At 65.0% G+C, this 18,770-nt stretch carries 15 protein-coding genes and 1 tRNA gene; 11 read left to right on the top strand and 5 right to left on the bottom strand.

Features of this window, described 5'->3' with window-relative positions:
• Positions 1 to 2: 2 nt before the first annotated feature.
• The 4 genes from AB4Y81_RS12810 to AB4Y81_RS12825 are packed head-to-tail and all read right to left on the bottom strand — an operon-like array spanning position 3 to position 3,636.
• Complete coding sequence (locus tag AB4Y81_RS12810) at positions 3 to 1,217, bottom strand: DNA glycosylase AlkZ-like family protein (RefSeq protein ID WP_441996032.1); 1,215 nt, start codon at positions 1,215 to 1,217, stop codon at positions 3 to 5.
• Between the two features lie 22 nt (positions 1,218 to 1,239).
• A complete protein-coding gene (locus tag AB4Y81_RS12815; RefSeq protein ID WP_441996033.1) occupies positions 1,240 to 2,232 on the bottom strand; it encodes a glycosyltransferase family 4 protein in 993 nt (330 codons plus the stop codon).
• A complete protein-coding gene (locus AB4Y81_RS12820) occupies positions 2,233 to 2,631 on the bottom strand; it encodes a 6-pyruvoyl trahydropterin synthase family protein (RefSeq protein ID WP_018777978.1) in 399 nt (132 codons plus the stop codon).
• 3 nt (positions 2,632 to 2,634) lie between these two features.
• Positions 2,635 to 3,636, bottom strand: a complete 1,002-nt coding sequence (locus tag AB4Y81_RS12825; RefSeq protein ID WP_039239698.1) for a zinc-dependent alcohol dehydrogenase — start codon at positions 3,634 to 3,636, stop codon at positions 2,635 to 2,637.
• Between the two features lie 137 nt (positions 3,637 to 3,773).
• Here AB4Y81_RS12825 and AB4Y81_RS12830 point away from each other — a divergent pair.
• The 9 genes from AB4Y81_RS12830 (at position 3,774) to AB4Y81_RS12870 (ending at position 14,531) form a co-directional block, all read left to right on the top strand.
• A tRNA-Ser gene (locus AB4Y81_RS12830) sits at positions 3,774 to 3,863 on the top strand.
• A 132-nt stretch (positions 3,864 to 3,995) separates the two neighbouring features.
• Positions 3,996 to 4,487 (top strand): hypothetical protein, encoded by a 492-nt coding sequence (locus AB4Y81_RS12835; RefSeq protein ID WP_441996034.1) that lies wholly within the window; start codon positions 3,996 to 3,998, stop codon positions 4,485 to 4,487.
• Between the two features lie 134 nt (positions 4,488 to 4,621).
• A complete protein-coding gene (locus AB4Y81_RS12840) occupies positions 4,622 to 5,200 on the top strand; it encodes an SRPBCC family protein (RefSeq protein WP_441996035.1) in 579 nt (192 codons plus the stop codon).
• Complete coding sequence (locus AB4Y81_RS12845) at positions 5,197 to 6,369, top strand: cation:proton antiporter (RefSeq protein ID WP_275777903.1); 1,173 nt, start codon at positions 5,197 to 5,199, stop codon at positions 6,367 to 6,369. The genes AB4Y81_RS12840 and AB4Y81_RS12845 overlap by 4 nt, the downstream gene beginning before the upstream one ends.
• Positions 6,370 to 6,430: 61 nt before the next feature.
• Entirely contained in the window at positions 6,431 to 7,051 is a 621-nt protein-coding gene (locus AB4Y81_RS12850) for a hypothetical protein (protein WP_055976844.1), read from the top strand.
• 124 nt (positions 7,052 to 7,175) lie between these two features.
• Positions 7,176 to 7,913: a YcnI family copper-binding membrane protein gene (locus AB4Y81_RS12855; protein WP_018777984.1), complete on the top strand. Its 738-nt coding sequence runs from the start codon at positions 7,176 to 7,178 to the stop codon at positions 7,911 to 7,913.
• A 103-nt stretch (positions 7,914 to 8,016) separates the two neighbouring features.
• Positions 8,017 to 8,664 (top strand): DUF4232 domain-containing protein, encoded by a 648-nt coding sequence (locus tag AB4Y81_RS12860; protein ID WP_193591151.1) that lies wholly within the window; start codon positions 8,017 to 8,019, stop codon positions 8,662 to 8,664.
• Positions 8,665 to 8,719: 55 nt separating this feature from the next.
• A complete protein-coding gene (locus tag AB4Y81_RS12865; protein WP_431230132.1) occupies positions 8,720 to 13,708 on the top strand; it encodes an Lhr family ATP-dependent helicase in 4,989 nt (1,662 codons plus the stop codon).
• On the top strand, positions 13,701 to 14,531 hold the full coding sequence (locus AB4Y81_RS12870; protein WP_416429514.1) for a DNA-formamidopyrimidine glycosylase family protein: 831 nt from the start codon (positions 13,701 to 13,703) through the stop codon (positions 14,529 to 14,531). The genes AB4Y81_RS12865 and AB4Y81_RS12870 overlap by 8 nt, the downstream gene beginning before the upstream one ends.
• A 245-nt stretch (positions 14,532 to 14,776) precedes the next feature.
• Here AB4Y81_RS12870 and AB4Y81_RS12875 read toward each other — a convergent pair whose 3' ends face one another.
• Complete coding sequence (locus AB4Y81_RS12875) at positions 14,777 to 16,033, bottom strand: ricin-type beta-trefoil lectin domain protein (protein ID WP_431230131.1); 1,257 nt, start codon at positions 16,031 to 16,033, stop codon at positions 14,777 to 14,779.
• Positions 16,034 to 16,336: 303 nt separating this feature from the next.
• On the opposite strand from AB4Y81_RS12875, the gene AB4Y81_RS12880 reads away from it, so the two are divergent.
• Together AB4Y81_RS12880 and AB4Y81_RS12885 are read left to right on the top strand one after the other, a co-directional pair.
• Complete coding sequence (locus AB4Y81_RS12880; RefSeq protein WP_110504985.1) at positions 16,337 to 18,241, top strand: glycosyltransferase family 2 protein; 1,905 nt, start codon at positions 16,337 to 16,339, stop codon at positions 18,239 to 18,241.
• A gap of 90 nt (positions 18,242 to 18,331) precedes the next feature.
• On the top strand, positions 18,332 to 18,769 hold the full coding sequence (locus AB4Y81_RS12885; protein ID WP_431230130.1) for an STAS domain-containing protein: 438 nt from the start codon (positions 18,332 to 18,334) through the stop codon (positions 18,767 to 18,769).
• Position 18,770: the final 1 nt, after the last annotated feature.

Consider the following 18,770-nt stretch of genomic DNA (forward strand, 5'->3'; position numbering starts at 1 on the left):
CCCTACCGCCCTGCCGCCGCGTCCAACGCGTCGATCCGCACCTGACGTGATGCCGGGGAGTCCAGGCTGAACGAACGGAAATCGCCGAGTTCATCGCGGATCCAGGCCTCCACCTCGGCGATCCGTTGGCTCACAGCTGCAGTGGGAGCGTCAAAAGTCCACGCCGCGATCCGTTCCTTACCGGGATCGTATTGCCATAGTCCGATGATCCGCCCGCGATCCAGGATGGGGTGGTCTGGCAGGTCGGCCTGAAGTGCCAGCGTGGTGTCCAGGACCTTCTTTCCCTTGTCCCCATCAGCGAACATGTCCCCCGAATTGCGCCTGTGGAGGACCAATGAATCTGTGCCTGCCAACAGCTGGATTTGTTCGTCACCCGGCTCTTCGAAGTCCGCCAGACGCTCGACGTCGGAAGGCAGCATCCAGAGCACGTCTCCACTGGCCGTGGTCACCTCCATGGCACCAATGGAGGCGAGCGCTGCCTTGCTCTGGGCCACCGTAAAGGCAGTGAACCACTGGGTCTGCTTGAACGTCGCTCCCCCGGTCCAGCGCAAGTACCGTTCCAGCAGCAGGCGGCGGGCGCCGTCGTCGTCCATATCGCTGGGCGGCAGGCCCCAATTCGTGTAGGCGTAGCGCTGTTGGTCCAGGCGGCCGTTGACCGGGACGCGACGGATGCGGCCTTCCGCCTGCAGGAGTCCAAGGGCGGTGGGCAGCGTGGTGGAGGCGCCCTTCTTCTTGCCTTCCTCGCCCAGGCTCCGGACCGAATCGCCCAGCACGTCCCTGAGTTGTTTGGGGTCCATTGGCTCACTGGACTCTTTGAGGGCGTGTTCCACTTCGCCCTCCAGGAGGGTGATCTCGCCGCGTTCCACGCCGAGCCGTGCCAGCACCTTGAACGGGGCAATCGCGGCGTCGCGGCCGATCTGGAGAGCCCACGGGTAGTCCCTTTGGCCCAGGACATACGTGCATCCGCGGGCGGTCGGGAGTTCGTGGATTCTGAGCGCCCTGACGTCCTTGTCAGCTTGTTCGCGACTGGTTCCTGCCCTGGCGAACAGCGTCAGGTACGGGTTGGCGCCGCCTACGGATCGGGCCCAACCGGCGTGGTCCAAGACTTCCTCTGAGGTTTTGCCTTGGAGCGAACCGTCCAGGCCCTGCTTGTGCCAGGCCCAGGCCCGGAGCCGTTCAGGGGTCAGGGTGTCTGCGGCAGGCGCGATGCTGGTCATGGCCCCATTCTGCACCCGGTTATCAGGGCGAAGCTGTGACGGCTTTCAAAACAATCGCCGCAGTGTTGTCCCAGCCCGAAAGGTTGTCGCGGGCCAGGATGGCGTTTTCATGCCAGGTCCCTTGGATTTCGACGTCCGTCAGCCAGTTCCGGAGGGTGTCCGCGAGAGCTTCCCGGGGATCCCACGCGGCGCCCGCCCCGGTACCGCCCAGCGCCTCCACTGCACCTGTCCCTTGCCGGACAAGGACCGGGACGCCATGTGCCAACGATTCGGTCACCACCATCCCAAAGGACTCGGAGTGCGAAAGCAGGACGCTGAGGTCGGCTTGGTGCCACTGCTCTTCGAGTGAGGTGCCGGTCAGCTCGCCGGTGACACGGATGCGGTTTTGCAGCGCGTGATGTTCGACGGCGGCCCTCACCTCGGCCGCGTACGCCGGGTCAGCTTCCTCCGAACCGATGAGCGCTGCGGTCCAGGGCAGGTCCTTTATCTGGCTCAGGGCCTCTACCAAGTGTGCTTGGTCCTTGTTGGGCAGCAACGCCGCGACAGCAACGATGTGCTTGGGCTGTGAACCTGCGCTGAGGTCTGCTGGTTCGGCGCCGGGGGTGGCCACCGCTATGTCCAGGGAGCCGTGTTTAGCCTGCAATTCAGCGGCGGAGTGGACGCTCGGGCAGATAATCCCGGTCGCGGCCGCCAACGCCTTCGACTCAAGGTCACCGTGCTCCGCCAATGCCATGTGCGAGAGGATCCAGACCTTGGTTCCGGCCTTGACCGCGCCGGCGATCTCCTCCGGAGCCCCACTCGCTACCAAGCCGTCGGCAATCACGGTGGTGCCGGCGTCGAGCGCTTGCGCGAACCGCTGCCGGTCCGCCGGGCTGCCAACCGGCCAGTCGCCGTCGACGGTTACCGTCTCAACCGAGGCGCCGAGGGCCGTCAGGTGCTCGGCGAGTTTGGCGTTGTATTTGTTGCCGCCGGAGCCGTGCCTGACGTTCCCCGGAACCAGGAAGCGGATGTGCACTTACTTGGCCGGAAGCTCCAGCGAGTAGCCCGCCCAGGCGTCGGGGTTCTCGCGGAGGACGACATCGATGCCGGCGAGCGCAGGCCCGTCTTCGGTGTCCTGGATCCGGGTGGCCATGGCGTCTGCGATGTGCTTTGCGAGCGCCTCGGTGGTGGAAAGTTTGCCCTTGAACGCGGGGTGTTCGTCCAGGTTCTTGTAGTTCAGGTCTTCAAGGATTTCCTCGAGGATGCCGCCTGCTGCGCCGATGTCCAGGACGATTGCGTCGTCGTTGAGGTTCTGGCGGCGGAAGCTGACTTCGGCAACGAACGTGGCCCCGTGGAGGCCCTGCGCCGGGCCGAACGCTTCGCGGGGAAGGCTGTGGGCGATCATGAAGTGGCGTCGGACGGTCAGGCTGAACATGTACTAATCCTCCGGGTTTGGGTACGCGACCACATGGCAGAAACCGCCGGGCCGTTCGAACAACTTAACAAGTGTGGTGGGCAGGTTTTGGAACTGGCATTCGCTGCTGAGGAAGGTATCGAACAGCGGATCCTTGAGCTGGTTGACCGCTTCCTGAAGCCGCTGGGCGTTGCTGCGCCGGTGCCTCCTGGGGAGAGCGACGGCGCCCACCTGGCTGGAGCGGATGTTCAGCCTGCGGGCGTGGAAGTCCTCGCCGAGCGGGAGGGTGACTTCCTTGTCCGCGAACCAGGAAAGTTCGATGACGTCCGAATCATCACCCGCCAGTTGCAGGCTCAGCTTCAGGCCGTCGTTGGAGGCGGAGCAGTGGAAGACGATGTCGTTATCGTTGGCCGCGTCCTCAGGCTCGGCGAATTCGATGCTGAGCTTTTCGGCGAGGTTGCGCTTCTCCGGGTCGGCATCCACCAATTGCAGACGGCCCAGCGGATACTTCCGCAGGAGCGTCGCCAGGACGCCACCCACCAAGCCACCACCGACGACGGCGACCCGGTCTCCCAGCCTCGGTCCGGCTTCCCAGAGGGCATTGATGGCAACCTCGACGATGCCGGTCAGTACGGCGCGGCGGGCCGGGACGTCCGCGGGGATAGCCGTGAGCTGGCTGGTGGGAACGATGTAAAAGTCCTGGTGCGGGTGGAGGCTGAAGACAGTCTTTCCCCGCCATTCCTCCGGGCCCTCTTCGACGGTGCCAACGCTCAGGTACCCGTACTTCACCGGGCCGGGGAAGTCGCCTTCCTGGTGCGGAGCCTGCATCAGATCGGCGACCCGCTCCGGGACGCGGCCTTCATGGACCACGCGCTCGGTTCCGCGGCTGACTCCTGAGTACAGGGTCCTGACCAGGGCTTCTTCCTTTTGCCTCGGCGGCAGGGACTCCGGGCGTAGTTCGCCATCGCCTGACTTGGTGACCCAGTAGGCGTGGGCTTCGTGCACTTGATCGTGAGGAATAGTCATGATGCTTATGAATCTATCGGTGGGTCGCTTCGGATGGAAGTTGACCTTTTTTCGCGGGGCTTGGGGTGGTTCTGCCGACGGCTTCCCGCGGGCCCGTTTTGGGGAACCGGCCCCGACTCCGGTACCCTATTTCAGTTGGTGACGTGTCCGAGCGGCCGAAGGTGCAACACTCGAAATGTTGTTTGGTGTAAAAGCCAACGTGGGTTCAAATCCCACCGTCACCGCCAATGAAAACCCCCGGGAAACCGGGGGTTTTCTGTATTCTCAGCGTCTTTGTGGTGTATTTTTCGAGCAGTGGTCGTCCACCAATAAGCCATTTCGGAAAGGCCACTGCCGCCATCGAAACAAGGGGAATCCACATGCGTCGACGCATCGTGTTGGCCGCATTGGCGGTCTTCTGTGCGGGAATGGCCACATCCTGCGCCGGCTCCGCTCCTCTTCAGTTGGATGCCGGCACCACAACTGTCGAGTACAGCTTCCGCGACAGCTCCGTCCCGCCCCAGTACCACCGCAGCTACGTGATCAAAGCTTCGAAAAACGAGGCATCCATCACCGTGGACTCATATGGCGACGTGCTGGGCCAGGAAACCAGTGTCATGCCAGCCGATACGTGGACCCAGGTCCTGGGCTCGGCAAAAACCCTGCCCTCCCGTGCCGCCAAGATCAGCGAACCCAAACCCGGTTGCACGGGAGGCACGGGATCGAAAATCACCATCCGGGACAGCGGCGGGGAACGCTACTCCAAGTCAGTTGAAAACTGCGGTGGCCGATCCGATCAGCCTTTGACCGAGACCGCGGGCCTCCTTGAAGCCCTCTTCGACATGGACGAATTGCTGAAAACCGGCAAATAGCGCGTCGAGGGGCGAGGTTTCGGGACTTTCGCGAAGGCAAAGAGCCGGGATCTAACCCTTCGCCGCGGCCAGGAGTAGATTTAGGCCGGATGCCGCATGGCACCCTCGGAACCTCACGGACCGTGGAGGCGGCAATGGCCAGGTCATCACAGCAAAAAGGCAAAAGCACGGACTACGAGTTCGTCACCGTGTGGCGAGTGGCCGGCACACGTGAGGAAGTCGTGGACATCCTCGGCGACGCCGGAACCCTCACCGAGTGGTGGCCGTCGGTCTACCTCACTGTCACACCGGTAGCCCGAGGAGGCCCCGACGGCGTGGGTGCTTCCTTCGACCTCCACACCAAGGGATGGCTCCCCTACACCTTGCGGTGGCGGCTCACCATCACCGAACCTGTCTCCCTTGACGGCTTCGCACTCACAGCCAAGGGCGACCTGAATGGAACCGGCCGCTGGACGTTCGAAACCGACGGCCCCGAAGTTGTCATCACCTACGACTGGCGCGTCAGCACAGCCAAACCCCTCCTTCGAAGACTGAGTTGGCTCCTCAAACCGGCCTTCTCCGCGAACCATCACTGGGCCATGGCGCGAGGTGAGGAAAGCTTGAAACTCGAGCTCCGCCGTCGTAGGTCCACAGCCGATCCGGCCCGCGTACCGGCACCGCCGGGTCCGACCTTCGCTCCGCGGCGCAAAGCAACGCCCGGGCAAAGCAGTTGACATTCTTTCAGCTCGCCCTGATCTCGGCAGCGGCCCTCTTGGGGCCGCTGCTCGCGTTGCCACGGAAATGGCATTTGCCTGTTGTCCTGGGCCAACTGCTGGCGGGCATCGTCATTGGCCGGACAGGCCTGCAGGCAGTGGACCCCGGGGACCCTGCGTTTACGTTGATGGCCGATGTCGGCTTCGCGCTGATCATGTTCGTTGCCGGCACGCACGTCCCTATACGGGACAAAGCGATCAGGGCCGCCGTGGGCGGCGGCGCGACCAGAGCGGGGGCCGCGGCACTACTGGCCGTCGTGACGGGTTTGGGGATCGCTGCCGTTTTCGGAACCGGCCATGCGCCCGTGTACATCGTGTTGCTGGCGTCGTCTTCGGCCGCCTTGGTGCTGCCGATCGTCGATTCCTTGGGACTGCGCGGACCGAAGGTACTGACCATGACCGCCCAGGTGGCGATAGCCGACATAGCCTGCATCGTGGCACTCCCCCTGGCGGTCGATCCGCCCAACGCGGGCCGCGCAGCTCTGGGCGCCGCCGCGGTAGCGGTCAGCGCGCTGCTCCTGTACGTCATCCTTCGCGCCTTGGAACGCCGCGGCACACGCGGCCGCCTGCACGACGTCTCCGAAGACAGAAAGTTCGCGCTGGAGCTACGAATCCAGTTGACCTTGTTGTTTGCCTTGGCAGGTCTGGCCGTTTTGGGGCACGTGTCCGTGATGCTGGCCGGCTTCTCCTTTGGCCTTGTCGTGGCAGCCGTGGGTGAACCCCGGCGGCTTGCCCATCAGCTTTTCGCAGTGAGTGACGGTTTCCTCGGACCGGTCTTCTTCGTATGGCTTGGCGCGTCCTTGAACCTGAACGACCTCGGATCGAACCCCCAAATGATTCTCCTGGGCCTCTGCCTTGGCGCAGGCACCCTTTTGGTTCACGCCGCCATGCGGCTCTTTGGACAGCCTCTGCCGCTGGCCGTCCTCTCCGCATCCCAACTCGGCGTGCCCGTGGCGGCCGTGACCATCGGCGCACAGTCGCACCTTCTTCAACCGGGCGAGGGCGCGGCGATGCTTTTGGGCGCGCTCATCACCATTGCGGCCAGTGCAATCGCGGGGCGGACGGCAGCCGCCGCCCAAGACGCGGCAGCGAACCCATCCGGGACCAGACCGGCACCGAACTCCCGATAGAATCGAAGCCGTTGCCGTCCACGTCGACAAGCCAACACAAGCAAGAAGAAAGGGAGGACCCGTGCGCACTTCACAGCCCCGGGCACCCTTCCACGCCTTGCGGTCCGGCGCGATCGCGCTGGTCATCCTTGGCTTGGCTGCCGGAGCCCACGTCATTGGCGGCGGATTGCTGCCGATGGCCCCGGTGCTCCTGGCCTTGCTCGCGCTGACGGCGCTGGCCACCACGCTGGCCACCCGGTTCCGGCTGAACGCCGTCACCATGGCAGCGCTGCTTGGCGCAGGACAACTCGCACTCCATGAGGCTTTCACTGCCCTCGGGCCCGTTGCTGCCGACGCACCAGGAACAGCCCACCACCTCGGCAACGAATCACTGAACCCTGCCCTGCAAACGGTGACAGAACATACCCACGAGCTTGGTTCCACCGTGGGCGTCCTGATGCTGATGGCGCACGTCGCGGCCACCTTGGGGTCTGCCCTCGTCCTGGCCAAGGGCGAGGATGCGCTCTGGCAGCTGGCCGCGTGGCTCCGACCTCTGGTTGCCCTGCCCACGCTGCTGTTCAGGCCCGACGCCGGTGCGTCTCCTGTCGCAGTAGGCGCACCTGACGTTTTCATCCCCCGCCCCTGGCGGAACCTAAGGCAAGACAGCCGCCGCGGCCCGCCCGCCGTCGTCGTCCTTAGCTAGTTCCGCCCGGCACCCAAGCTGCAAAGCACCAATGCTGCAAAGCCAGCAAACGCCTTGCACGGTGACGGGCTCCCAAACCCGTACCCCAGCGCCCCCTCACTTGGCGCACCCGAAAGGCAACCCCATGAAGAAGTCCTCGCTTCGCCGTACCCTGTCCGCTACCGCCGTTGCCGGTGGAACCGCTGCCCTGATGATGGCCGGTATCGCAGGGGCGTCGGCCCACGTCGGCGTCGACCCCAACAAGACCGCGGCAAACTCCTACGCTCTGTTGACGTTCAGCGTTCCCCACGGTTGCGGCACGTCCGGCACCACCAAGATTGCCATCAGCCTCCCCGAGGAACTGACCGACGCAACCCCCACCGTCAACCCGAACTGGAACGTGGAGAAGGTGACGGAAAACCTCGCCGAGCCCAAGAAGCTGGACGACGGCACATCGATCACCAAGCGCACCAGCCAGATCGTGTACACGGCCAAGGCGCCACTGGATCCGCACATGCGCGATGCCCTGGTCCTCTCGGTGAAGCTGCCTGACGCTGCCGGCAAGACCATCTACTTCCCCACGTTCCAGACGTGCGAAACGGGAAAAACGGACTGGATCGAGATTCCCAAGGACGGCCAGAGCGAGGATGACCTAAAGTCGCCCGCTCCGGCCATCGCCATCACCCCGGCGGACGCTGCGGGAGACCACCACGCTGCCGCCAGCGTCTCCACCGAGCAGGCGTCCTCGGTAACCGACGACGGTTCACAGGCCCGGAGCTGGGCCGGCCTGATCGCAGGCATCGCGGGCCTCGGACTCGGTGGCGCGGCGTTCTTCCGCAGCCGCTCGGCCAAGCCCGCTGCAGTGAAGGCAGACACCAAGTAAATCAGTGCAGGTGGCGCCCGGAAGATCACGATCCGGGCGCCAATCTGCCCTGTAACCCGTGGCTGAATTGACTAGCGCCACCGCCGAAGCAAGGCTGGTGCCCATGTGGACTCAGCGCATCAAAACCGGTCTTGTGACGACGACGGCGGCCGCCTCGCTGCTGCTTCTTGCGGCTTGCGGGCCAAGCCCCAGCCCGGCGGAATCAAGCAGTGCCCCGCCAAGTTCTTCCACTCCCTCGGCATCGTCGACGTCGGCCTCCCCCTCCGCGACGGCCTCCACGACGCCTTCGCAGTCTCCCACCCCGACCACCACGTCCGCGCCTCCTGCAGCCGTTGGACAGTGCAAGGCCGCAAGCCTGACTGCGGCCACCGATGCCACTGGCGGCGGAGCAGCCGGCAGCGTCTACGAGAAGCTGATCCTGACCAACTCGGGAACGGCTCCGTGCATTGTTGAGGGCTTCGCCGGGGTATCCCTGACGGCAGACGCCAATGGCGAACCGATCGGCGAACCTGCGACCCGCGAAACCACCACCCCGGTGACCAAGATCGAGCTGGCTCCGGGCAAGTCGGCGTGGGCGGAAATCCGCTACACGCAGGCGGGCAACTACGGCGACTGCACCAAGGTTCCTGCGGCCGGGCTGCGCATCTACCCGCCGAATGACACTGCCTCGCTGTTTGTCGCCGAACAACACGATGCGTGCAGCAACGCCGGCATCAAGCTGCTGACAGTCACTGCCTTCCAGGCTGTTTGACCGCTCCCCCACGGTTCCGGCTTATTCTGTCGGAGCCGTGGGGCATGATGGATGAATGCAGGAGCCGCAGACGTCCGTTGGCGCCATCAGCCGTTTCAGCCAGGCAACCAGGGAATGGTTCCTCGGCGCTTTTTCCGAGCCCACGCCTGCGCAGGACGGCGCCTGGAATGCCATCTCTTCGGGTTCCCATGCCTTGGTCGTAGCGCCCACCGGATCCGGTAAAACTCTCGCCGCCTTCCTGTGGGCCCTGGACAGACTGCACGCCACCCCCACTGACACGCTGCCCGGGCTGGAGAGCATGCCCGCGAACGGCAAGGGGCGGGCCAAGCGTCCGAAAACCAAAACCCGCGTCCTCTATATCTCACCGCTCAAGGCGCTGGGTGTCGATGTCGAACGAAACCTCCGGTCACCGCTGATCGGCATCACGCAGACCGCCAAGCGCTTGGGATTGCCGGCACCATTGGTGACGGTGGGCGTTCGCTCCGGAGATACGACGGCGGCGGATCGCCGCACGCTGCTGACCAACCCTCCGGACATCCTCATCACCACCCCGGAATCCCTGTTCCTTATGCTGACGTCCCGTGCCCGGGAGACGCTCAGCGAAGTGGACACCATCATCATTGACGAAGTGCACGCCGTTGCGGGTACCAAGCGTGGGGCACACCTGGCTGTCTCCCTTGAGCGCTTGGATGCGTTGCTTCCCAAACCCGCGCAGCGCATCGGGCTCTCTGCCACGGTCCAGCCCCGCGAGTTGGTGGCCCAGTTCCTGGCCGGCCAGGCTCCCGTCGAGATTGTCGCTCCGCCGTCAAAGAAGAACTGGAACCTCACGGTCACTGTGCCTGTGGAGGACATGTCGGACCTGCAGGGTGCTGCCGGAGCGTTCGATTCCGGCCCTGCGTCAGGGCTGCAACCGCAGGCGTCGATCTGGCCGCATGTGGAGGAACAGATCGTGGATCTGGTCCTGTCCAAGCAATCCACCATTGTCTTTGCAAACTCCCGACGCCTTTCGGAGCGCCTGACGGCCCGCTTGAATGAGATCTATGCCGAACGCCAGTTGATGGCAGTGGGAGGCGGGGAATGGGCGGCCCCCGAGTCCAACGCGGGCGAGCCCAACCCGGCCGTTCCCGCCTCCACGTCAACCCCCGCGCACATGATGGCCCAGGCAGGCAGTACCACCGGCGCGGATCCTGTCCTCGCCCGCGCCCACCACGGCTCGGTTTCCAAGGACCAGCGCGCCATGATCGAGGACGACCTCAAGTCGGGCAGGCTGCGTTGCGTCGTTGCCACGTCCTCCTTGGAACTGGGCATCGACATGGGTGCCGTGGACCTCGTGATCCAGGTGGAATCGCCGCCGTCGGTGGCCAGCGGACTGCAGCGCGTGGGACGTGCCGGCCACCAGGTGGGCGAGATCTCCGAAGGCGTGTTGTTCCCCAAGCACCGGGCTGACCTCCTGCACACCAGCGTCACCGTCGAGCGGATGCTCAGTGGCCAGATCGAGCGGCTGAGCATACCTACCAATCCTTTGGACATCCTGGCCCAGCAGACGGTCGCAGCCACGGCGTTGGGAAGCATCGACGTCGAAGAGTGGTTCAGCACGGTGCGTCGTTCGGCGCCGTTCGCCAGCCTTCCACGCTCAGCGTTCGAGGCCACCTTGGACCTGTTGGCAGGCCGCTACCCCTCGGACGAATTTGCTGAGCTCCGGCCACGCATCATCTGGGATCGGCACGCAGGAACCATCGAAGGCCGGCCCGGCGCCCAACGCCTGGCGGTAACCTCCGGCGGTACCATCCCGGACCGTGGCCTCTTTGGCGTCTACATCATCGGCACAGAAGTTGAGGGCTCGTCCTCCCCGGCCAGTGCGGACGGCAGTGAACCCACGGCCTCTGCCCGCGCAGCGAAGGGCGGACGCCGCGTCGGCGAGCTTGACGAAGAGATGGTGTACGAGTCCCGGGTAGGCGACGTTTTCGCCCTCGGTGCCACCAGTTGGAAGATCGAGGACATCACCCACGATCGCGTGCTGGTCTCCCCCGCTTTCGGCCAGCCCGGGAAGCTTCCTTTCTGGAAGGGTGATTCCCTGGGCCGTCCTGTTGATTTGGGCAAAGCACTGGGCGCCTTCATCCGGGAACTCTCAGCTGCCGATGATGCCCCCGCCATGGAACGCTGCCAAGCCAGCGGCCTGGATGCCTTTGCCGCCAGCAACCTGCTGCAATACCTCCGGGAACAAAAGGAAGCCACGGAAATCGTTCCCAGTGACCGGACCCTGGTGGTGGAGCGTTTCCACGATGAACTCGGAGACTGGCGGGTGGTCCTGCACAGTCCCTTCGGCATGCCGGTCCACGCCCCGTGGGCCCTCGCCGTCGGACAACGCCTGCAGCAACGCTACGGCCTGGATGGCTCGGCCATGGCCGCTGACGACGGGATTGTCCTCCGCGTGCCCTTGATGGAGGACGAACCACCCGGAGCTGAGCTGTTCCTCTTCGACCCCGAAGAACTTGAACAGATTGTCACGGCAGAGGTCGGTGGCAGCGCACTGTTCGCCTCACGATTCCGCGAGTGCGCCGCCAGGGCCCTGCTCCTCCCCCGGCAGAATCCCGCAAAGCGTCAACCCCTGTGGCAGCAACGGCAGCGCTCGGCCCAGTTGCTGGATGTCGCCCGGAAGTACCCCGCTTTCCCCATCGTGCTCGAAACGGTGCGGGAATGCCTGCAGGATGTTTACGATCTGCCCGCGCTGAAAGACATCGCAGCATCCGTGGAGCGCCGCGAACTACGGATCGTGGAAACCACCACCCAGCAGCCCTCGCCTTTCGCAAAGTCACTCCTGTTCGGATACGTAGCCCAGTTCCTCTACGAGGGCGACTCCCCCTTGGCAGAGCGGCGGGCTGCCGCCCTGGCACTGGACTCGACGCTGCTCAACGAACTCCTGGGCCGCGTGGAACTGCGCGAACTCCTGGATGCCGCGGTCATCGACGCAACCGAAATGGAGCTGCAACGGCTTGCACCGGACCGCCGGGTCCGTGGGATGGAAGGAGTCGCCGACCTGCTGCGACTCCTCGGCCCACTCAGCGTTGACGAGGTGGCCGAGCGGCTGCAAGGGATGGAACAGCCGGAGGCTGCCCTGCAACCGGCCACGCTGGACCACCCGCTGGACCCCGATGATCCGGACCACGTTGAGGAAACACCTCCGGCCGCTCCCCACGGCACAGTGTCCGACGCCGAATCCCACCTTGCTGCGCTGCAGAAAGCCAACCGTGCACTCAAGGTGACAATCGGCGGCGTCGAACGCTTTGCTGCGGTAGAGGACGCGGCCCGGCTCCGCGACGCCATCGGTGTCCCGCTGCCCATGGGCGTTCCGCTGGCCTTCATCGAACCGGTCAGCGATCCCCTGGGCGATCTCGTTTCCCGCTACGCCCGCACCCATGGGCCCTTCACTGCCGCGGAGGCAGCGTCGAGGCTGGGGCTGGGCGTCGCTGTCGTCAATACCGCCCTGAAACGCCTGGCCGGGGATGGCCGCGTGGTGGAAGGCGAGTTCCGGCCGCACGCTGTGGCGGAGCAGCCCACCGAAGCCGTTGAACCGGAACTGATGACCCTTGATGCACCGCCCTCCAGCGAGTGGTGCGATGCCGAGGTCCTCAGGAAGCTCCGGCGTCGTTCCCTCGCCGCGCTGCGCGCCGAAGTGGAACCCGTGGACACAGCAGCCTACGGACGGTTCCTTCCTGCATGGCAGAACGTGACCACCCCCGGAAAGTCCCGCAGCCAGGCGCTCCGCGGACTCGACGGCATCATCACGGCCGTGGACCAGCTCTCCGGAGTACCCATTCCCGCGTCCGCCTGGGAACCGCTGGTGCTGGCGAGCCGCGTGGCTGACTACAAACCGGCCATGCTCGATGAACTGATGGCGGCCGGGGAACTCCTCTGGTCCGGGGCCGGGTCGCTGCCAGGAAACGACGGCTGGATCAGCCTGCACGTGGCCGATTCCGCAGAACTGACCCTCAACCCCGCACCTGACTTTGAACCGGGCGACGCACAGCAGCGGCTCCTGGAACACTTCAGCGCCGGAGGCGGCTACTTCTTCCGGCAACTTACCGAAGTGGCAGGCGGCATGGACGCAGTACTCAGCGACGACGCCGTCGTGACGGCCCTGTGGGACCTGGTGTGGGCCGGCCGCGTCACCGGCGATACCTTCGCCCCCGTGCGGGCCATGATCTCCGGCGGCAAGACAGCCCACCGGCAAGTTGCCAAGGCCCCCAGGGCGAGGACTCCGCGGATGAGCAGGCTTGGCCGCTCGCACGGGACCGGACTGCTGGGCTCGCCCGGTCTCACCGGCGGACGCTACGGCTCGGTTAGCGGCGGCGTTGCACCGGCGCCACCCTCGGCTGTGGGCCGGTGGTCGGCGTTGCCTGCGCCCGAACTGGACCCCACCATCCATGCCCGGGGCACCGCTGAGCTGCTGCTGGACAGGTACGGTGTGGTGACCCGCGGTTCGGTCATGGCGGAGAACATCATCGGCGGCTTCGGCCTCATGTATAAAGTCCTTGCACGGCTCGAAGAAGCCGGGCGGTGCCGCCGCGGTTACTTCATCGAGCACCTCGGAGCGGCCCAGTTCGCCGTCCCCGCGACGGTGGACCGGCTGCGGTCATTCACCGAAGACGCCCGCATCTCCAAGGCGGAGCCCGTTGCCCTTGCACTGGCCGCAACCGATCCCGCGAACCCGTACGGTGCAGCGCTCCCTTGGCCGGCCCTGTCCGTCGACGCCGGGTCCGGCCACCGGCCCGGACGCAAGGCGGGGGCGCTGGTGGTCATGGTCGACGGCGCCCTGGTCCTTTACGTCGAACGCGGCGGCAAGACGCTGCTCACCTTCAACCAGGAAGAGCCCGTGTTGGCTGTTGCCGCCCAGGCGCTGGTTGATGTGGTGCGTCGCGGAGCCGTAGACAAGCTCTTCATGGAGAAAGTCAACGGCCACGACCTCCTGGACACCCCGATTGCCGCTGCTTTGGCGTCCGCCGGGGCCTACTCCACTCCGAAGGGACTACGGATCCGTGCCTGAAGGCGATTCCATTTGGCGGGCCGCCAACCGGCTCAACGAGGCCTTGGCGGGCAAAGTCATCACAGCTTCCGACTTCCGCGTGCCCCGTTTCGCCACCCTCAACCTGACTGGCTGGACCATGACCGAAGTGGTCCCCAGGGGCAAGCACCTGCTCATGCGCTTGACCGGCCCCGTTGACGACGAGCCCGGTGCCAGCAGGAAACCCCGGGCACTGACCATCCACTCCCACCTCAAAATGGAGGGTAACTGGATGATTTACCCGGCGGGTGGTCGATGGACCAAGCCGGGCCACACGGCACGTTGCGTCCTTCGCACGGCAACTGCCGACGCGGTCGGGTTCTCCCTGGGCATCCTGGAAGTCGTGCCCACCGCCGAGGAAGACAAGATCGTGGGACACCTCGGACCCGACCTCCTGGGGCCGGACTGGGACGAGGAAGAAGCCCTGCGCAGGCTGAAGGCCGAGCCGGACGTTACGGTCGGCTTCGCCTTGTTGGACCAACGGAAACTGGCAGGGATCGGCAACATTTACCGCTGCGAGGCATGCTACCTTTCGGGCATCCACCCGGCCCTGCCTGTCGGAGAAGTCCCGGATCTGGCCAAGACCGTCACCGACGCCAAACGCCTCCTGGGCGAAAACCTTGGACCTGGCCGCCGGACCACTTTGGGCCCACGAGCCCTGCGTCCCGGTTACTGGGTTTACGGCCGGGAACGCCAACCCTGCAGGCGATGCGGCGCCACGATCCGCCGTGGCCTGCTGGCAGGACCGGACGGAACCGAAGAACGCGACATCTACTTCTGCCCGCGCTGCCAACCCGCTCCCTAGAAGCCCCGGATCCCTGGAGACCAAGTCCCTGGAGACCGGCTCTTGCCAGCCCACTTCCCGGACACCTGGCCGTGAAACCGTGGCCCGGCCGGAGACGTCGGATTCGTCCCGGCCGGGCACAGCGGCAACCGCCGCGACGGCGCCGCGCCCCATGCAAACCGCGCCGACTACTCCAGGAAGCTCCCCAGCCGCCCCAGCAATAGTCGTCGGATCCGCGCTGGCTGCGCGTCGCCGTCGGACGTTTTCTACACCGTCCGCCACCATTTCTGGTTGGCGGACCCGGCGCAATCCCATAACTGCAGGCGTGAACCATTCGACCACGACCAGTCGGCTACGTCCACGCATTTGTTCGCCTGGGGGTTTACCAGATCTCCGGCAGAGTTCAGCACGAACTGCTGCGCGGCGTTTCCGTTGCACGTGGCCAGCTGGACGCGGGCGCCGTTACTGGTGGAACCCCAGGCCACGTCCATGCATTTGCCCAACGACTGCACCGTGCCGTTGGGAGCGAACGTCCATTGTTCGGAGGCAGCCGCCTCACAGTCCCACAGTTGCAGCTGGGCACCGTCGGTGGCCTGGCGTCCGGCAACATCGATGCATTTGCCCGCGTAGCCCTGGATCCTGGCACTGGCGGGAGCCGCTGACGGAGCCGCAGCGAGCTCGTACACACGGACGTAGTCGACCAGGAGCGCCTGCGGAAAAGTGGTGCCTGAATCCGGCGCTCCGGGCCAATAACCACCCACGGCCAGGTTCAGCAGCAGGAAAAAGTTGTGGTCGAATACCCATGGCCCGGGTGTGTTGGCCTTGGTCTTGTGTGAGTACGGGACCCCGTCGATGTACCAAGTGATTGAATCCGCCGCCCAATCCACGGTGAACGTGTGGAAAGCGTCCCCCAACGCGGCACCGTGCGGCAAGGTATAGCTGGCGTTGGCGGCGTTTGCACCTGAATACCCGGGACCGTGGATGCTTCCCCACGTTGTCCCGGGTTCCTTGCCGACGTTTTCCATGACGTCGAGCTCGCCGCTGTTGGGCCAGCCATCAGTGAAAACGTTCTCGCCCAACATCCAGAACGCGGGCCACATTCCTTCTCCTTTGGGCAGTTTGAGCCGGGCTTCGAACCGGCCCTGGGTACGGCTGAACTTCCCCGCCGTCAAGAGGCGCGCGGAGGTGTACTGACATGCCCCGTAATGGCACTGATAACCGGCCGGGTTTTCCCGCCGCGCGGTGATGGCAAGGTTGCCCTGCCCGTCGGCGGCGGCGTTCCGCGTGCTGGCGGTGTAGTACTGAAGTTCGCCATTACCCCACCCCGATCCCCCGGTGTCGTGGACCCATTTGGCGGAGTCGGGCGCTGTTCCGGCGGGTCCGTTGAATTCATCGCTCCACACCAACGCCCCGGGGGCCGGCATGCCGGCCGCTGCCAGCGCCGGCGGTTCAGGAGCGATGAGTGTCGCTGAGACGGCCAGTCCGACGATGACCATCACCAAAGGCATGAGTCTTCGCTTCATGGTTGCCACTCTGACCGCCTTTTCGCCACGCACGCAAGGCTTTTTGTAGCGACACGCAAAACGTCACTGCGAGGAAATATTCCGCGCGAAATTACTTATCAAGTCCGTAACGGCGACGAAATGTGAGCGGGCGAGAGTGGGATAAGGACAGGTAAATTCCGTTCGCAACGTATTTCCTTCCTCTGAGCATCGACGATGCATGCTCCAGGCGCGTCAGCCGTGTCTTCCCAACTTTCGCCTAGCGGCGTCCGGACAGACTGACGTGCCTTTGCCTTTTCCCCAGCAGTTACCCGGAGGCTAAAAATGGGCATTCGTAAGCAGATTTTGGTAAGGATCCTTGCCGTCCTGGTGGTTTCCTTTGGATTGATCTACATCAGTTGGCGCTGGTCGGGCACCGTTGCGTGGGACGCATGGTGGATTTCCCTGCCCCTCGTTGCGGCGGAAACGTACAGCCTGGGCGAATCGGCGTTGTACGCGGCCACCATGTGGAATGCACGACGGCGGCCGCCTCCCCCTCCTGCCCTGCCGGGCAGGACCGTGGACGTTTTCATCGCCACCTACAACGAGCCGCTCGACCTCGTCCTCAGGACGGCCATCGCGGCCAGGGACATGGAATATCCGCACGAAACGTGGATCCTGGACGATGGCGACCGCAGTGACTTCGCCACGGCAGCCCGGCAGATCGGCGTCGGATACATCAGGCGGGGCCCCGAATGGGATGGCCGGCAGCGGTTCGCCAAGGCAGGCAACGTCAATAATGCCCTCTCCATGACCACCGGTGAATTCGTGGCCATTCTGGACGCGGACCAAGTCCCGGAACCCCGGTTCCTGGACCGTGTCCTTGGCTACTTTGATGCCGGAGAGGTGGCGTTCGTCCAGACGCCGCAGCACTTTTGGAATGTTCCGGACCGTGATCCCCTGGGCAGCCAGGCGGAGCTGTTCTACGGACCTATCCAGCAGGGCAAGGACGGGTGGGATGCGGCGTTCTTCTGCGGTTCCAATGCTGTCCTGCGCAGGGAAGCCCTCATGGCCCTGGGCCTGACGCGTTACACCCGGACCGCCACCGAACACACATGGAGCGCCCTGCGCAGGGGTCGCACCCGGTTGCAGGATCTCCTTGGCGAGCTGGGCAGGCGGCATCCGGCGGCCATGCCGGTGGTTGAGCAGGCGCTGGAGGCGATCACCCGCGCGGAACATCAGGTCCGCAGGGGCGATGTCCTGGCGGAAATCACCTTCGAACTCCGCGTCTCCTTCCATGCTGCGGCGTTGGGGAACCCCGATGCCATGGACGATGTGGTGCCTGAACTTGACGCGGTGCTGGAATCGGTGGATGTGGCGCACACGGACCAGGCACTTGCCATCCACCCGATGGACACCACCACCATCACCGAAGACATGGCAACCGCCATGCACCTTCACGCCATGGGATGGGGAAGCGTCTACCACCATGAAGTGCTGGTGCACGGGCTGGCCCCGGAGGACGTGTCCACCATGTTGTCGCAGCGCCACCGCTGGGCAGCCGGCACCATGCAGGTGTTTTTCAAAGACAATCCGCTGTTCCTTCGCGGCCTGACGTTGGCACAGCGCCTCATGTACCTGGGCACCATGACCAGTTACCTCAACGGCTTCGCCGCCTTGAGCTACATTGCGGCGCCGGTGGTTTTCCTGGTCGCGGGAACCTACCCCCTCACGGCCAGCCCCGTGGTCTTCTTCTGTTTGTTCCTGCCGTTCTTCATTTCCTGCCAGCTGCTCTTCCAGGTGGCGGGCAACGGAGCCAAGGGTCTCTGGCGCGGCCAGCAGTGGTCCTTTGCTCTTTTCCCCACGTGGATCGCGGCGACGTGTTCCGGCGCGGCAGCCGTCTTTCTGGGCAAACACCTGGCGTTCTCGGTCACTGCCAAAAGCAAACAGGCCACTGGGCGCGGTTTCCAGCACGTCCGGCTCCAGATCGGGGCCATGGCCGTCCTGGTTTTGTGTTCGGGCATAGGGATAGCCAGGGCAGCGACCGGCGAAGCTCCCCTGTACCCCACCCTCATCACCCTTGCCTGGGTGGCCTTGGACCTGGCCCTTTTAAGTGTGGTGATCGGCGCCGCAAGGTACCGGGGTCCCGGAGATGACCTGAAGGATCCCATGCCCGTCCCCAGGGAACTCGTTGAGGTCCTCGGGCCGGATTCCGCTGGAGCCCCGCACAGCGCAGGGCCACACACCTGAGCACCGCACATCACAACGCCGCACAGTGAGAGCTGACCGGCTACCTTTCCCCACGACCGCCGTTCCAACCCCCAGCCAGGAGCGACCACCATGTCCACACTTTCCCGTGTCCACAACATCATCCCCACATCACTGGCGCACGTCGACCTGACCCTCACCGGCGCTTTGAACGCGGCAACCGTTCAGGCCATCCGGCAGGACTCAGCCAAGGCAGCAACCGACGGGCCCGTGCTGGTCCTGCTCGACGTAACCGCAGTGACCACCATCGGCGCGTCCGGCGTCGTCGGTCTTCTGGAGGTGCTGCACTTCCTGCGCGCCCGCGGAGGAGATCTTCGCCTTTTCGGTAACTCCCTGGCGCTCGAAACCACCCGCCTCCAGGCCCATCTGGGGCAGGTCGCCCGTGTCTACGAGACACGCGAGGAAGCCGTAGACGGTGGTCGGACACTCGTGCGTGCACGCCGCCTGACGTCCAGGTTCGCCTGGCTCAACGTGTTCACCCGACGTCCACGCACTCTTGGTTGGGGCTGAC

This window comes from Paenarthrobacter sp. TAF1 (assembly GCF_052113825.1).
Taxonomy (GTDB): domain Bacteria; phylum Actinomycetota; class Actinomycetes; order Actinomycetales; family Micrococcaceae; genus Arthrobacter; species Arthrobacter nicotinovorans.

Bases quoted from the DNA above. Each gene is read 5' to 3' on its own strand.
- AB4Y81_RS12840 (WP_441996035.1), top strand. From the start codon at position 4,622: ATGGCCAGGTCATCACAGCAAAAAGGCAAAAGCACGGACTACGAGTTC.
- AB4Y81_RS12835 (WP_441996034.1), top strand. From the start codon at position 3,996: ATGCGTCGACGCATCGTGTTGGCCGCATTGGCGGTCTTCTGTGCGGGA.
- AB4Y81_RS12880 (WP_110504985.1), top strand. From the start codon at position 16,337: ATGGGCATTCGTAAGCAGATTTTGGTAAGGATCCTTGCCGTCCTGGTG.
- AB4Y81_RS12875 (WP_431230131.1), bottom strand. From the start codon at position 16,033: ATGAAGCGAAGACTCATGCCTTTGGTGATGGTCATCGTCGGACTGGCC.
- AB4Y81_RS12860 (WP_193591151.1), top strand. From the start codon at position 8,017: ATGTGGACTCAGCGCATCAAAACCGGTCTTGTGACGACGACGGCGGCC.
- AB4Y81_RS12885 (WP_431230130.1), top strand. From the start codon at position 18,332: ATGTCCACACTTTCCCGTGTCCACAACATCATCCCCACATCACTGGCG.
- AB4Y81_RS12855 (WP_018777984.1), top strand. From the start codon at position 7,176: ATGAAGAAGTCCTCGCTTCGCCGTACCCTGTCCGCTACCGCCGTTGCC.
- AB4Y81_RS12825 (WP_039239698.1), bottom strand. From the start codon at position 3,636: ATGACTATTCCTCACGATCAAGTGCACGAAGCCCACGCCTACTGGGTC.
- AB4Y81_RS12865 (WP_431230132.1), top strand. From the start codon at position 8,720: ATGCAGGAGCCGCAGACGTCCGTTGGCGCCATCAGCCGTTTCAGCCAG.
- AB4Y81_RS12820 (WP_018777978.1), bottom strand. From the start codon at position 2,631: ATGTTCAGCCTGACCGTCCGACGCCACTTCATGATCGCCCACAGCCTT.
- AB4Y81_RS12810 (WP_441996032.1), bottom strand. From the start codon at position 1,217: ATGACCAGCATCGCGCCTGCCGCAGACACCCTGACCCCTGAACGGCTC.